Raw genomic sequence first — 15,331 nt, 5'->3', positions numbered from 1 at the left:
CTCCCAGATAGGGACGGACGACCGATAACTCAAGTGTAATGTCGATTTGCCCGTGCGGCGGGTGTGTATTAAGGGGCGTACCGGCGGCGGGCCTTCCTGCGGTCATTCGTTCACACGGATGCGGGAATGACGCGCCGACCGGCTATCATGTGCGCGATGCATTTTTCGCCGCTATGTCATACAACGCAGCGGCCCACCGGTTGGAGTACACATGGCATTACCCCTGGACAACGTCAGCATGGCCGTGTTCTGCGACTTCGAGAACGTCGCGCTCGGCGTGCGCGACGCGAAGTACGAGAAGTTCGACATCAAGCCCGTGCTGGAGCGCCTGCTGCTGAAGGGCAGCATCGTCGTGAAGAAGGCCTATTGCGACTGGGATCGCTACAAGGGCTTCAAGGCGTCGATGCACGAAGCGAGCTTCGAGCTGATCGAGATTCCGCACGTGCGCCAGTCGGGCAAGAATTCGGCCGACATCCGGCTTGTCGTGGACGCGCTCGACCTCTGTTACACGAAGTCGCACGTCGATACGTTCGTGATCATCAGCGGCGATTCGGATTTTTCGCCGCTGGTGTCGAAGCTGCGCGAGAACGCGAAGAAGGTGATCGGCGTCGGCGTGAAGAAATCGACGTCGGATCTGCTGGTCGCGAACTGCGACGAATTCATCTTCTACGACGATCTGGTACGTGAGCAGCAGCGCACGCTCGCGAAGCGCGAACAGCAGCAGCGCGCGGGCAACGGCGGCGCGAAGCGGCCGGACGAGCCGTCGGCGTCGCGCAAGCACGACCTGGACGCGCGCAAGGCCGAGGCGATCGCGCTGGCCGTGGAGACGTTCGACGCGCTCGCGTCGGAGCGGGACGACGTCGGCAAGATCTGGGCGTCGGTGCTGAAGAGCGCGATCAAGCGTCGCAAGCCGGATTTCAACGAGTCGTACTACGGATTCCGCGCGTTCGGCAACCTGCTCGACGAGGCGCAGGCGCGCGGCCTGCTCGAAGTGGGGCGTGACGACAAGTCGGGCGCGTTCGTGTCGCGGGCACGCCAGTCGGTGGCCGCGGAGCAGGTGGCGCACGCCGGCGAAGGCGGGGCCGCACACCACGGCGGTCACCACGGCGCGCGCGCGGCGGAGCCGGCGCGGGCCGGCCGCGAGCCGCGACGTCGCGAGCAGCGGGCGGACGCCGTCGTGCACGAAACCGCGCAGGTCGACGCGGACGACGCGGCGATGGCCGAATCGGCCGGAGCCGCCGAAATCGCGGCAGTCGTGCCGGCTGAAACGACCCAAGCCGTGGAAGCGGTGGAAGCAGCCGAGGCGCACGGCGACGCGAAGGATGGCCGCAAGCGTGCGCGCAAGAGCGCGGCGAAGAAGACCGGCGCGAAGAAGGGCGCCGCCGCGAAGAGCGCAGGCCGTGAGTCGGCCGGGAGGCCGGACGACGCCGGGCATGGCGCGGCGAAGCACGGCGGCGACCAGCACGCGCACGGCAAGCATGCGGGCGACACGCATCGCGACCCGGAGCAGGGCGACATGTGGCCCGCCGCGGTGACGCACACCGAGCCGTCGGCCGGCGACGTCGGCGGCGAGGTGGCTGCCGCGCCGGCCGAGGCGGCTGTCGAGGCGCCCACCGAAGCCAAGCCGAAGAAACCGGCCCGCAAGGCGGCACCGCGCGCGCGGCGTCCGCGCAAGACGGCGGCAGCGGCCGAGTAATGGTCGAGTAGTGGCCGAGGTAACGGCCGAACAACGGCCGAGCCGGGTAATGGCCCGTTAATGGCCCGGTAACGGCCGCCGGCCGGGTGTCGTCCGAAGCAGGTCGGCACGCGGGCCGGTTTCTCGCAGTGCAACAGCGGCCGGCGCAATGCCGGCCCTTCAGCCGAGCTGACCGTTCAGCGCATAAGGCTGCGTCATCACTTCGAGGAAGTGGCCGTCCGGATCGTCGAAATACACGCCGCGGCCGCCGTTGTGGCGGTAGATGTCATCGGGTTGCCGTTTCGCGGGATCGGCCCAGTACGGCAGCCCGCGCTCGCGGATGCGTGCCAGCACACGATCGAAGCCGGCTTCGTCGAGCAGGAACGCGTAATGCTGCGACCGGATGTCCCCCGCCTGTTCGTAGAAATCGAGCGACACGCCGTTGTCGAGCGGCACAACCAGCATCGCGCCGAACGGCGTCGGCGGCGGCAGTTCCAGAAGCTGGGTTAGGAAGCGGCTCGACGCACGCTTGTCGCGACACCAGACGATCGTATGGTTGAGCTGGACGTTCATGGCGTGTCCCCGTGAAGGGTCCCGCGGTGGGCATGGACTCACGATAGCCGATCGCTGCCGATGCGCAAGCGCGGCAAGCGGCCGCCCGGCGGGCGGCCGCTTCCGTCACTCCCCGGCGACGGCCGGCCCGCCGGAATTCCCGCGGCGGTTGCGCCGCTTCTCGGCCCAGACGCGGAAACGGTCCATGTACAGGTAGACGACCGGCGTCGTATAGAGCGTCAGCACCTGCGACACGATCAGGCCGCCGGCGATCGCGATCCCGAGCGGCGCGCGCAGCTCGGCACCGTCGCCGCTGCCGAACGCGAGCGGCAGTGCGCCGAACAGCGCGGCCATCGTCGTCATCATGATCGGCCGGAAGCGCAGCAGGCACGCCTCGTGGATCGCGTCGAGCGACGATTTGCCGTAGTTGCGCGTCTGGTCGATCGCGAAGTCGACCATCATGATCGCGTTCTTCTTCACGATACCGATCAGCAGGATCACGCCGATCAGCGCGATGATGCTGAACTCGGTCTTGAACAGCAGCAGCGCGAGCAGCGCACCGACACCGGCCGACGGCAGCGTCGACAGGATCGTGATCGGGTGGATGTAGCTCTCGTACAGGATCCCGAGCACGATATAGACGGCCAGCAGCGCCGCGAGGATCAGGATCGGCTGGTCGTTCAGCGACTGCTGGAACGCCTGCGCGGTGCCCTGGAAGCTGCCGACGATCGTCGGCGGCACGCCGACCTGCGCCATCGTCTGGTAGATCACCTGCGTCGCCTGCGACAGCGACACGCCGGGCGGCAGGTTGAACGAGATCGTCGTCGCGACGAACAGCCCCTGGTGGTTGACCGACAGCGGTGTCGTGCTCGGCCCGAACGTCGCGATCGCCGACAGCGGGATCATCGTCGACTTCGACGTCGACACCGACGCACCCGACGACGCGCTCGACTTGCCGCTCGCCGCGATCGCGTTGAGCGCCTGGTTGCGCGCGGAGTCCGACGCGATCGCCGCGGCGCTCTGCGCGGCCGTGCCGGCGCTCGACGTGCCGGCCGACGTCGCGACGTAGGTGCCGGCCGCCGCGTTGGTGGTCTGCGAGCCGTTCGCACTGCCTCCCGACGTGCTGACCCACACCTGGTTCAGCATCTCGGGGCTCTGCCAGTATTTCGGCGCGACTTCCATCACCACGTGGTACTGGTTCAGCGGGTTGTAGATCGTCGAGACCTGGCGCTGGCCGAATGCGTCGTACAGCGTATTGTCGATCTGCGCGGGCTTGATGCCGAACCGCGCGGCCGTCGCGCGGTCGATCGTCACCATCGCCTCGAGGCCGCCTTGCTGCTGGTCCGAATTCACGTCGGTCAGCTCGGGGCGCTTCTGCAGCGCCTCGGTCAGGATCGGCCCCCACTTGTACAGGTCGGCGCTCGAATCGCCGAGCAGCGTGAACTGGTACTGCGCGTTGCTCTGCCGGCCGCCGACGCGGATGTCCTGTGCCGCCTGCAGGAACGTGCGCGCACCCGCGACGTCCGCCAGCGGCGGGCGCAGTTGCTGGATCACCTGGTCGGCCGTCAGCTTGCGCTCGGTACGATCCTTCAGCGTGACGAACATGAAGCCCGAGTTGGTCTGCGTGCCGCCGGTGAAGCCCGCGACGCTCTTCACGTTCGGGTTGCCCTGCACGATCCGCATCATCTCGGAGAACTTCAGCTTCATCGCCTGGAACGACGTCGACTGGTCGGCCTGGATGCCGCCGATCATCAGCCCGGTGTCCTGCTGCGGGAAAAAGCCCTTCGGCACGACGACGTACAGGTAGGCGTTCAACACGATCGTTGCGACGAGCGTCAGCAGGATCAGCAACGGCCGGCGCAGCGCCCACGACAGCGAGCGTTCGTAACCGCGCTGCATGCGGCTGAAACAGCGTTCCAGGAATCGCGCGAAGCGGCCTTCGCTCTGCGGTTCGTGCGACTCGGGGAGCAGGCGCGCGCACATCATCGGCGTGACGGTGAGCGACACCGCGAGCGACACGGCGATCGCAAGCGACAGCGTCAGCGCGAACTCGCGGAACAGGCGCCCGACGATGCCGCCCATCAGCAGGATCGGGAGGAACACCGCGACGAGCGAAATGCTCATCGACAGCACCGTGAAGCCGACCTCGCGCGCGCCGTCGAACGCGGCCTGCATGCGCGACTTGCCGTTCTCGATATGCCGCGAGATGTTCTCGAGCACGACGATCGCATCGTCGACGACGAAGCCTGTCGCGACGATCAGCGCCATCAGCGACAGGTTGTCGATCGAGAAGCCGAGCAGGTACATCGCGCCGAACGTGCCGACGATCGAGATCGGCACCGCGACGCTCGGGATCAGCGTCGCGCGCCAGTTGCGCAGGAACAGGAACACGACCATCACGACGAGGCTGATCGCGATCAGCAGCGTGTGCTCGGTGTCTTTCAGCGACGCGCGAATGGTGGTCGAGCGGTCGAGCACGGGCGTGACCGTGATGTCGGCCGGCAGCGACGCGGTGAGCTGCGGCAGCGCCGCGCGCACGCGGTCGATCGTGTCGATGATGTTCGCGCCGGGCGAGCGGTAGAGGATCACGAGCACCGCGCGCTTGCCGTTCGACAGGCCGAGGTTGCGGAGATCCTCGACCGAATCGACGACGTCGGACAGGTCGGACAGCCTCACGGCCGCGCCGTTGCGATACGCGACGACGAGGTCGCGGTATTGCGACGCCTCGGACGCCTGGTCGTTCGTATACAGCTGGTAGCGCTGCGGGCCGAACTCGATCGCGCCCTTCGGCGCGTTGGCGTTCGCGGAGGCGAGCGCCGCGCGCACGTCCTCGAGGCCGATCCCGTAGTGGAACAGCGCCTGCGGCTCGAGCTCGACGCGCACGGCCGGGTTCGCGGAGCCGCTCACCGACACCTGGCCGATCCCGTCGATCTGCGACAGCGACTGCTGCAGCACCGTCGACGCGGCGTCGTACAGCTTCGCGGGCGACGAGGTTTCCGACGTCAGCGACACGACCATGATCGGCGAGTCGGCCGGGTTGACCTTGCGGTAGGTCGGGTTGCTCTTCAGCGCGGCGGGCAGGTCGGCGCGCGCCGCGTTGATCGCGGCCTGCACGTCGCGGGCGGCGCCGTCGATGTCGCGGTTCAGGCCGAACTGCAGGATGATCCGGGCATTGCCGACCGTGCTCGTCGACGTCATTTCGGAGACGTCGGCGATCGAGCCGAGGTGCCGCTCCAGCGGGCTCGTCACGCTGGTCGCGACGGTCTCGGGGCTCGCGCCGGGCAGCGACGCCTGCACCGAGATGGTGGGGAAGTCGACCTGCGGCAGCGGCGACACCGGAAGCTTGACGAACGCGAACAGGCCCGCGAGCGCGACGCCGATCGCGAGCAGCGTCGTCGCGACGGGGCGCGTGATGAAGGGGCGCGACAGGTTCATGTCGGCACTCGCTGGGCCGCCGCGTGTTCCGACGGATGCGTTTTCGGGAGATGGGAGGGCTGCGCCCCCCCACGCGAACGAAGTGTGCGTGAGGGTCGTGTCATTTACGCATCCGTGCGCGTGCCGGCTTGCGGGCCGTGGCGCTCGAACCAGCCGCGCACGCGGCGCGCGAGCGAGTCGAAGCCGAGGTAGATCACGGGCGTCGTGAACAGCGTCAGCACCTGCGACACGATCAGGCCGCCGGCGATCGCGACCCCGAGCGGCTGGCGCAGCTCGGAGCCCGCGCCGGCGCCGACGATCAACGGCACCGCGCCGAGCAGCGCGGCGAGCGTCGTCATCAGGATCGGCCTAAAGCGCAGCAGGCATGCCTGGTAGATCGCCTCGCGCGGCGGCTTGCCTTCGACACGTTCGGCCTCGAGCGCGAAGTCGATCATCATGATCGCGTTCTTCTTCACGATACCGATCAGCAGCACGATGCCGATGATCCCGATGATGTCGAGGTCGTGCCCGGTGATCATCAGCGCAAGCAACGCGCCTACGCCGGCCGACGGCAGCGTCGACAGGATCGTGATCGGGTGGATGTAGCTCTCGTACAGCACGCCGAGCACGATGTACATCGTGACGACCGCCGCGAGGATCAGGAACAGCTGGTTCGACAGCGATGCCTGGAACGCGAGCGCCGCGCCCTGGAAGCGCGTCTGGAACGACGCGGGCAGCCCGATGTCCTTCTCGGCGGCGTCGATCGCCTTGACCGCCTCGCCGAGCGACGCACCCGCCGCGAGGTTGAACGAGACGGTGGTCGACGGGAACTGCGACAGGTGCGCGACCAGGAGCGGCGACGGCCGTTCGTGGAACGACGCGATCGACGCCAGCGGCACCTGGCCGCCGCCCGCCGACGGCAGGTAGATGTCGTTCAGCGATTGCGCGTAGTGCTGCTCCTTCGGCTCGGACTCGAGAATCACGCGGTACTGGTTCGACTGCGTGAAGATCGTCGACACGATGCGCTGGCCGAACGCGTCGTACAGCGCGTTGTCGACGGTCGCCGGCGTGATGCCGAAGCGCGCGGCGCTCGCGCGGTCGATCTCGATGTAGACGGACTGGCCGTTGCTCTGCAGGTCCGTCGCGACGTCGGCAAGCGACGGCTCCTGCTGCAGCCGCGCGACGAGCTTCGGCACCCAGGTCGCGAACTCTTCCGAGTTCGGGCTCGTCAGCATGAACTGGTACTGCGTCGGGCTGACCGTCGAGTCGATCGTCAGATCCTGCACCGGCTGCATGAACAACGAGATGCCGGTGATGTTCGCGACGCGCTGCTGCAGGTCGCGGATGATCTGCGCGGCCGTTTCGGAACGTTCGTCGCGCGCCTTCAGGTTGATCAGCATCCGGCCGCTGTTCAGCGTGATGTTGCTGCCGTCGACGCCGATGAACGACGTGAGGCTCGCGACGTTCGGATCCTTCAGGATCTCGGCCGCGAGCGTCTGCTGGCGCTCGGCCATCGCGCCGTACGAGATCGACTGCGGCGCCTGCGTGATCGCCTGGATCACGCCGGTGTCCTGCGCGGGGAAGAAGCCCTTCGGCACGTACACGTACAGCAGGCCCGTCAGCGCGAGCGTCAGCAGCGCGACGACGAGCGTCGAGCGCTGGCGGTTCAGCACCCATTCGAGCGCGACCGCGTAGCGCGCGATCACCCAGTCGATCGCCTGGTGCACGCGCGCCTCGAAGCGGTGGCTCTCGGGCGGCGGCGAATGGCGCAGCAGCTTCGCGCACATCATCGGCACGAGCGTGAGCGACACGATCGCCGAGATCACGATCGTCACCGCGAGCGTGATCGCGAATTCATGGAAGAGGCGCCCGACCACGTCGCCCATGAACAGCAGCGGGATCAGCACCGCGATCAGCGACACCGTCAGCGAGATGATCGTGAAGCCGATCTGCTTCGAGCCCTTCAGCGCGGCCTCGAGCCCCGATTCGCCTTCCTCGACGTAGCGCGCGATGTTCTCGATCATCACGATCGCGTCGTCGACGACGAAGCCGGTCGCGATGGTGAGCGCCATCAGCGACAGGTTGTTCAGCGAGAAGCCGGCCATGTACATCACCGCGAGCGTGCCGATCAGCGACAGCGGCACCGACAGGCTCGGGATGATCGTCGCGTAGATGTTCGCGAGGAACAGGTACATCACGAGCACGACGAGCCCGACCGCGACCAGCAGCTCGAACTGCACGTCGCGCACGGCGGCGCGGATCATCGTCGTACGGTCGGTGACGATCTGCACGTCGAGCGCGGCCGGCAGCGTTTCCTGCAGCTTCGGCAACTGCGCCTTGATCGCGTCGACGGTCGCGATCACGTTCGCGCCCGGCTGGCGCTGCACGTTCAGGATGATCGCGGGTTCCGAATTCACCCACGCGCCGAGCTTGGTGTTCTCCGAGCCGGCGACGACCGTCGCGACGTCGGTGAGCATCACCGGGCGGCCGCCCTTGTACGCGACGACCGCGCTGTTGTATTGATCGGCGCTCGTGAGCTGGTCGTTCGCGTTGATCGTGTACGCGCGCGTCGGGCCGTCGAAGTTGCCCTTCGGCGTGTTCACGTTCAGGTTCGAGATCGTCGTGCGCAGGTCGTCGAGGTTCATCCCGTACTTCGCGAGCGCGGTCGGGTTCGCCTGGATCCGCACGGCCGGGCGGTTGCCGCCCGACAGGCTGACGAGGCCGACGCCCGCGATCTGCGAGATCTTCATCGCGAGGCGCGTGTCGGCGAGGTCCTGCACCTGCGTGAGCGGCAGCGTCTTCGACGTGACGGCGAGCGTGATCACCGGCGCGTCGGCCGGGTTGACCTTCGCATAGATCGGCGGGGCAGGGAGGTCGGACGGCAGCAGGTTGCCGGCCGCGTTGATCGCGGCCTGCACTTCCTGTTCGGCGATGTCGAGCGGCAGGTCGAGCGAGAACTGCAGCGTGATCACGGACGAGCCGGCCGAACTCTGCGACGACATCTGGTTCAGCGACGGCATCTGCCCGAACTGCCGTTCGAGCGGCGCGGTGACCGACGAGGTCATCACTTCAGGGCTCGCGCCCGGGTAGAAGGTCTGGACCTGGATCGTCGGATAGTCGACTTCCGGCAGCGCGGCGAGCGGCAGGAAGCGCAGCGCGACGAGACCTGCCAGCATGATCGCCGCCATCAGGAGGGCGGTGCCGACCGGCCGGAGAATGAAAAGGCGGGATGGATTCATCGAGTGGCCCGCGCGTTACTGGGCCGCGGGGGCCGCTGCCTGCGACGCGCCGTGCCGGTGTCCGCCGCGCTGGCCGCCGGCGCCCGATGCACCCGACGCCGCGCCGGCGCCGCGCGTGCCCGATGCGCCTTTCGGCTTGTCGGCCGGGATCGAGATCTTCGCGCCTTCGCGCAGGCGGTCGGAGCCGTCGGTCACCACGCGTTCGCCGAGCGACACGCCGCTGACGATGCTCGTGCGTTCGCCGTCGACCGGGCCGACCGTGACCTTGCGCACCGTCACCGTGTTGTCGGGTTTCACGACGTAGACGAACTGGCCGATCGAGCCGGTCAGCACGGCGGAGGTCGGCACGATCGTCGCGTTGCGCATCACGTCGACGAGCAGCCGCGTGTTCACGAACTGATTCGGGAACAGCATGCCTTCCTTGTTATCGAAGTTCGCGCGCAGCTTGACCGTGCCCGTGCTCGTGTCGATCTGGTTGTCGAGCGTCGCGAGCGAGCCCGTCTCGAGCGGCACCGTGTTGTTGCGGTTGTACGCGGTGACCGACAGCTTCTGGCCCGCGTTCACCTGCTTGAGGATCTGCGGCAGGTTGTCTTCCGACGTCGTGAAGATCACGCTCATCGGCTGCAACTGCGTGATCACGACGATGCCGTTGGTATCGCCCGGCGTCACGTAGTTGCCGGGGTCGACCTGGCGCAGGCCGACGCGGCCCGACACCGGCGCCGTGATGCGCGCATACGTGAGGTTCAGCTTCGCGGAATCGATCGCGGCCTGGTCGGTCTTCACCGCACCTTCGTATTGCTTGACGAGTGAGGCCTGCGTATCGACCGTCTGCGACGCGATCGAGTCCTGCGACAGCAGCGTCTGGTAGCGCTTCAGGTCGAGGCGGGCCGTCGCGAGCAGTGCCGCGTCGCGCGCATGCGTGCCTTCGGCGTTCTCGAGCGCGACTTGGTACGGGCGCGGGTCGATCTGCGCGAGCACGTCGCCTTTCCTGACGATCTGGCCTTCCTGGAACGAGACCGACTGCAGGTAGCCCGACAGCTGCGTCTTGACCGTCACGTTCGCGAGCGGCGTGACGGTGCCGAGCGCGGACAGCACGATCGGCATTTCGCCCTGCGTCGCGGTCGCGACCTGCACGGGCTGCGGAATGTTCGCCATCGCGGCGGGGCCGCCTCGGCCGCGGTGGCCGCCGCCACCGGCGGCGCTTGCACCCGCGCCCGTCGCGGCACTGCCGGCCGCCGGCGTGCGGTTCCACGGGTGCCACCACAGCAGGCCGCCGATGACGACGACCGCGAGCGCCCCGGCCATCAGCGTGCGGCGCGGGCGTCGTGCGGCGGGAGACGCGGGGTCGTTCGAAGGAGGCGTGGGCTTTTGTTCGTTATCCATCGTGATCTGTCAGGAAGACGGCGCGGCGGGCCGGAAATCGGACTGCTGGGCTGCGCGTGGGCGAGCGGTGCCGGGGAGGGGACGCCCGGCTCGGTCCGGGCCCCCGCCGGTCTGCGCGGGAAAAGAGCGGTGCGCACCGCGAGTGCGGCGCGACGATGGGCATGATCCTACGTCCCGTCCCCGTTACAGTCCAGTGGTCTATCTTTCAACGGGTTACGGTCGTTACAGAACGCGACAGTACGATGACGGAACGATTACACGCCGCTGCGACGGGCCGGTGCGCCGCCGATCTCGCGGGTGATTTTCGCGATGCATTCGTGCAGCGCGGGCACCACGTGTTCGTGCAGCCATTCGGGCGGGCACTGGTGCGACGCGCCACCGCAATTCACCGAATAGCGCTGGCCCGACGGACCGACGAAACCGGCCGCGACGGCATTCAGGCCCTCGCGCCATTCGCCGATCGCGATCGCGTGGCCGTCGCGCATCGCATCGTCCAGCGCAGGGGTCAGGCGGGCGGACACATGCGGCCAGTCGTCGCCCGCCGTGGTGCGCAGCGACTCGAGCAGCAGGCGGCGTTCGTCGTCCTCGAGTGCGGCGAGATACGCGCGGCCGACCGCGGTGCGCGCGATGTCCATCCGCGAGCCGATCTCGAGGCGCGTGACGAGTACGGCCGAACGCGGACGGATCACGTCGATCGCGACCATGTCGAGCCGGTCGCGCACCGCGAGGTGCACGGACAGCGACGTGCGTTCGGCCAGCTCGATCATGAACGGCCGCGAACGCGCGCGGATGTCGAAGTTGCGCAGGAAGCCGTGGCTCAGTTCGAGCACCGACGCGGTGAGCACGAAGCGCTCGCTGTCGGGCAACTGGAACAGGAAGCCGGCGCTGACGAGCGTCGCGGTGATGCGCGAGACGGTCGGCTTCGGGATGCCGGTCAGTTCGGTCAGCTCGCGGTTGCTGACGGGCGCGTCGGCCGCCGCGATGCGGCGCAGCACGGCGAGGCCGCGGGCGAGGGCGGTGATCTCGTCGGGCGACGATTCACGGTCCCGCGACGCGGGAGGGGTTACAGTTGTCGACACGAGGGATTCTCTCTAATTCCGAAACTCGATTTCAATTTTGTTGGAATTGTAGGACTATTGTCAAAGGATGCATGTTCCGTGGGTGAACCGGTCATTGGATGAGATTTTACGGGTTCACCCTTGGTTTATTAGGAAAACGCTCAACTGAGCGTTGCCAGAAAGTGCATGAATCGGTGCAAATACCGCTTGACTTGTCGGGCGGAAACGGAAAGAATGTCTCACGTTTTCGAAACATCGTTTCAAGAGTTTAACCGGCAACGATGTTTCGCGCAGTCTCTCAGGTTCTAGCACGGCCCTCGGAATGGCTAGAACTTTTTTAGCGCCACGGTCTCCGTGGCGCTTTTTTTTGCCCGTTTTCCTGCTCGCCCGCCCGGACGCGTCAGGCCCGTATTATCCCCCGATCGTCGAACCCCCCCGTTTTTACCCGCGCGGCGTCTGCCCGCGCGTGCGCGTGACGCGATTCGCACGCGCAAAAAAAAGCGCGATGTCCGCACTGGGCATCGCGCATCAAACGGCGTGGAGCGCCGACGAATGATCGGTGATGAAGAAAGGGACGTTCGGTTGGGGACGCCCGGTCAGGGACGCCCCCGGCCGGGCCACCCGGCCGGCGGGCGGCGCCTCCTCGCGCGGCCCGGTCAGGCCTTCGCGAGCTTGATGCTGGTCTGCTCGGCCGTCAGGTAGCCGACGCTCGCGCCGAAGCGGTCCTTGAAGTTCGCGCGCACGAGCGGGTCGAGCGTCGGCTTGACCTTGTCGTGCAGCGGCGATTCCCAGTCGCCCGCGTGCTGGAAGTTGCTCATGATGTACGTCCAGCCGTTGATCTCGTCGACCGCGTGCAGGCCGGTCGATTCCGCGCCGGCCGGGCACGACAGCACGCGCACCAGCGACTTCGTGTCGACGTTGTAGGCCCACAGGAAGTTGTTCACGTGCATGCCCGAGTCTTCGCCGATGAAGAGCGTGCGCAGCTTTTCGGAGAACTTCAGGTTGTCCGGGTTCGCGATCTTGTCCGGGTTCGCGAGGTTGCCGAGCCCGTCGGCCGCGGCGAGATCCTCGCCGACGAGCGCGGCCGGCGCGCCCATGTCGACCGGCACCCATTCGCTGTCGATCGCGCTGCCCGTCGTGTCGCGCTGGCTGCCCTTCAGGTTCAGCGCATAGACGGCGCCCGCGGCGATCTTCTTGTCGACCGCGACGTCGCGCGACGCCGCATTACCCTTGACCATCGACGTCTCGATCCGCGACATCGCCGTGTAGACGATCTTGTCCTTCGCGTTCACGGTCGTGCCTTCGAGCTTCGTGAAGCCCATGCTGCCGCCGAGCAGTGCCGCGTAGCGGTGCGTCTCGAGGAACGCGGCCGCCTTTTCCATCCCCGGCTTCACGCGCATCCAGTTGAACTTGCCGCCGAAGTGGACCTTCGTGTAGCTCGCATCGTTCGGGTCGGTGGTCATCAGGTCCATGATGTCCGATGCCTTCAACGTGTTCGCGAGCGCCTCGATCTCGCTGCTCGTCGCGTGGCCGATCCTGATCCACGTGAGCGTCGCGGTGCCGGCGCCAGCCGACGAGGTCTGCGTCCACTTCGCGACATACAGCGTGCCGGCCGACAGGTCGGCGGCCTTGTCGGCGACGAACATGAACAGGCCGCCGTTGGTGGCGTCGTCACCCATCATCACGGTGCGCTGGTCCGGCATCACCTGGATCAGCTCGTGCGAGATGCGGCCGAGGCAATAGTGCTTCTTCACGGTGCCCGTGCCGTCGGGATTCACGGTGATCTCGGGCAGGTGGCCGTAGTGGTAGGGGTTCGCCTTCGTCTCGTCGCCGAACGTGTTCTTGCTGAACGCCTTGAACTGCGCATCGGTCGCGGCCTTGGTCGCGTCCGGCTCGTACTCCTCGCTCGACAGGTGCGTGCCCCACGGCGACAGGCTCGCGCCGCACGTGATCCACAGGCCGTGCGCCTTCGACGTGTCGACGTTGTGGTACTTGACGACCTTCAGCGCGCCGTTGGCCGGATCCTGGTCGAGCGTCAGCACCGCGATCGGCGACGGCAGCTGGCCGTACTGCGATGCGCTCGCCTGGTCGCGCGTCGTGTATTCGAACTGCACGACGGCGAAGACCGTGTTGCCTTTCACGCCGGGCACGTTCGCGTTCTTCAGCGTCAGCAGCGAGCTGCCGTCCGGGCAGTCGGAATAGAACTGGCGCTCCTTGCCGGCAACCGAGCGGTCGATGATCGGCTGGTTGTTGATGTCGTAGTAGCCGCCCGCGAGCGTCGTGCCGCCCTTGCCGTCCGGCACCATGTCGCCCGTCACGAAGAACGGCCGGTACGCCAGCTTGAAGTTGCGCGCCGAGCCGTCCGAGAACGACACCGACAGCGTCGAGCCGACCGTCGTCGTGGCCATCGCGGCCGCGTTGTCGAGCGTCGGTGCGGCCATCGCCGAGAACGTCGCCGACGTGTACGCGGCGGCGACCGGGGCCGGCGTCGACGCCGGATTGTCGTCGCCGCCGCAACCCGTCAGCAGGGCAGGCAGCGCGAGGCCGGAAAGGGGAAGCATCGGCGCGCCGGCGAGGATCTTCAGGGCCTGACGACGGGAAGCATTGGGCAACGCGGGCATGTGGAGTCCAGTTTCAGTTGTTGGAAGAATGGCCTTCGCGAAGCAGGCGCTCGGCAAGCTCCGCGAAGGCAAATTGAAAACTGGACGGAAGTGTAAGGACGCTCGATGAAAGTTTTTTGAATTGAAAACGTAATGGCGAGCCGGGCGTTCGTCAGGGGCTCAATCGCGTTCGGGCGTCGCCGAGATGCGGTGGATCGACAGGTCCGCGCCGTCGAACTCGGCTTCGCGGTCGAGGCGCAGCCCGACGGTCGCCTTCAGCGCACCGTACACGAGCGTGCCGCCCGCAGTCGCGATCGCGATGCCGCCGAGCGTGCCGACGAGCTGCGACATGAACGACACGCCGCCGAGGCCGCCGAGCGCGGGCAGGCCGAACACGCCGGCCGCGAGGCCGCCAAGCGCGCCGCACATGCCGTGCAGCGGCCACACGCCGAGCACGTCGTCGATGCGCCACTTGTTCTGCACGCAGGTGAACATCGCGACGAACAGTGCGCCGGCGGCCGCGCCCGTGACGAGTGCGCCGATCGGGTGCATCACGTCGGAGCCCGCGCAGACCGCGACGAGGCCCGCGAGCGGCCCGTTGTACGTGAAGCCCGGGTCGTTGCGGCCGGCCATCCACGCGGCGAGCGTGCCGCCGACCATCGCCATCAGCGAGTTCACGGCGACGAGGCCGCTGATCTTGTCGAGCGTCTGCGCGCTCATCACGTTGAAGCCGAACCAGCCGACCGCGAGCACCCACGCACCGAGCGCGAGGAACGGGATGTTCGACGGCGGGTGCGCGGCGATCCGGCCGTCCTTAGCGTATCGGCCATGGCGCGCGCCGAGCAGCAGTACGGCCGGCAGCGCGACCCAGCCGCCGAACGCGTGCACGACGACGGAGCCCGCGAAATCGTGGAACGGCGCGCCGAACGCGTGCGTGAGCCAGGCCTGCACCCCGAAGCGTTCGTTCCACGCGATCCCTTCGAAGAACGGATAGATGAAGCCGACGATGATCAGCGTCGCGACGAGCTGCGGATTGAACTTCGCGCGCTCGGCGATGCCGCCGGAGACGATCGCGGGAATGGCCGCCGCGAAGGTCAGCAGGAAGAAGAAGCGCACGAGCGCGTAGCCGTTGTGCTGCGACAGCGTGCCGATGTCGTCGAAGAACTCGACGCCGTACGCGATCGTGTAGCCGATGAAGAAATACGCGAGCGTCGACACCGAGAAGTCGACCAGGATCTTCACGAGCGCGTTGACCTGGTTCTTCTTGCGGACCGTGCCGAGTTCGAGAAATGCAAAGCCCGCGTGCATCGCGAGCACCATGACGGCGCCGATCAACAGGAACAGTGAGTCGACGCCGGATTTCAGACCATCCATGCCGTGGCTTCCTTGCGCAAAAAACGGGCAAGGAAT

The 15,331-nt window shown here is 67.3% G+C and carries 8 protein-coding genes; 1 reads left to right on the top strand and 7 read right to left on the bottom strand.

Going from position 1 to position 15,331, the window contains the following annotated elements:
* The first annotated feature begins 211 nt into the window (after window positions 1-211).
* Entirely contained in the window at window positions 212-1,696 is a 1,485-nt protein-coding gene (locus VK92_RS29575; protein ID WP_048024408.1) for an NYN domain-containing protein, read from the top strand.
* 159 nt (window positions 1,697-1,855) lie between these two features.
* On the opposite strand, the gene VK92_RS29570 is transcribed toward VK92_RS29575, so the two are convergent.
* The 7 genes from VK92_RS29570 to VK92_RS29540 all read right to left on the bottom strand — a co-directional run bounded on the left by VK92_RS29570 (window position 1,856) and on the right by VK92_RS29540 (window position 15,295).
* The gene (locus VK92_RS29570; RefSeq protein WP_048024410.1) at window positions 1,856-2,248 is read right to left on the bottom strand and encodes a VOC family protein; all 393 of its coding nucleotides are present in this window, start codon (window positions 2,246-2,248) and stop codon (window positions 1,856-1,858) included.
* 105 nt (window positions 2,249-2,353) lie between these two features.
* Complete coding sequence (locus VK92_RS29565; RefSeq protein WP_048024411.1) at window positions 2,354-5,662, bottom strand: efflux RND transporter permease subunit; 3,309 nt, start codon at window positions 5,660-5,662, stop codon at window positions 2,354-2,356.
* 104 nt (window positions 5,663-5,766) lie between these two features.
* Window positions 5,767-8,880 (bottom strand): MdtB/MuxB family multidrug efflux RND transporter permease subunit, encoded by a 3,114-nt coding sequence (locus VK92_RS29560; RefSeq protein WP_048024414.1) that lies wholly within the window; start codon window positions 8,878-8,880, stop codon window positions 5,767-5,769.
* A gap of 15 nt (window positions 8,881-8,895) precedes the next feature.
* Window positions 8,896-10,263: an MdtA/MuxA family multidrug efflux RND transporter periplasmic adaptor subunit gene (locus VK92_RS29555; protein WP_048024416.1), complete on the bottom strand. Its 1,368-nt coding sequence runs from the start codon at window positions 10,261-10,263 to the stop codon at window positions 8,896-8,898.
* A gap of 254 nt (window positions 10,264-10,517) precedes the next feature.
* Window positions 10,518-11,342: an IclR family transcriptional regulator gene (locus VK92_RS29550; protein ID WP_048024418.1), complete on the bottom strand. Its 825-nt coding sequence runs from the start codon at window positions 11,340-11,342 to the stop codon at window positions 10,518-10,520.
* Window positions 11,343-11,977: 635 nt separating this feature from the next.
* Entirely contained in the window at window positions 11,978-13,942 is a 1,965-nt protein-coding gene (locus VK92_RS29545; RefSeq protein ID WP_048024420.1) for a PhoX family protein, read from the bottom strand.
* 159 nt (window positions 13,943-14,101) lie between these two features.
* Window positions 14,102-15,295, bottom strand: coding sequence for an ammonium transporter (locus tag VK92_RS29540; RefSeq protein ID WP_048024422.1), 1,194 nt, complete (start codon window positions 15,293-15,295; stop codon window positions 14,102-14,104).
* Window positions 15,296-15,331: the final 36 nt, after the last annotated feature.

The sequence above is a fragment of the Burkholderia sp. LK4 genome, from assembly GCF_001043615.1.
In the GTDB taxonomy this organism is placed as follows: Bacteria; Pseudomonadota; Gammaproteobacteria; order Burkholderiales; family Burkholderiaceae; genus Burkholderia; species Burkholderia cepacia.
This window is presented reverse-complemented; position numbering and strand designations above follow the sequence as displayed.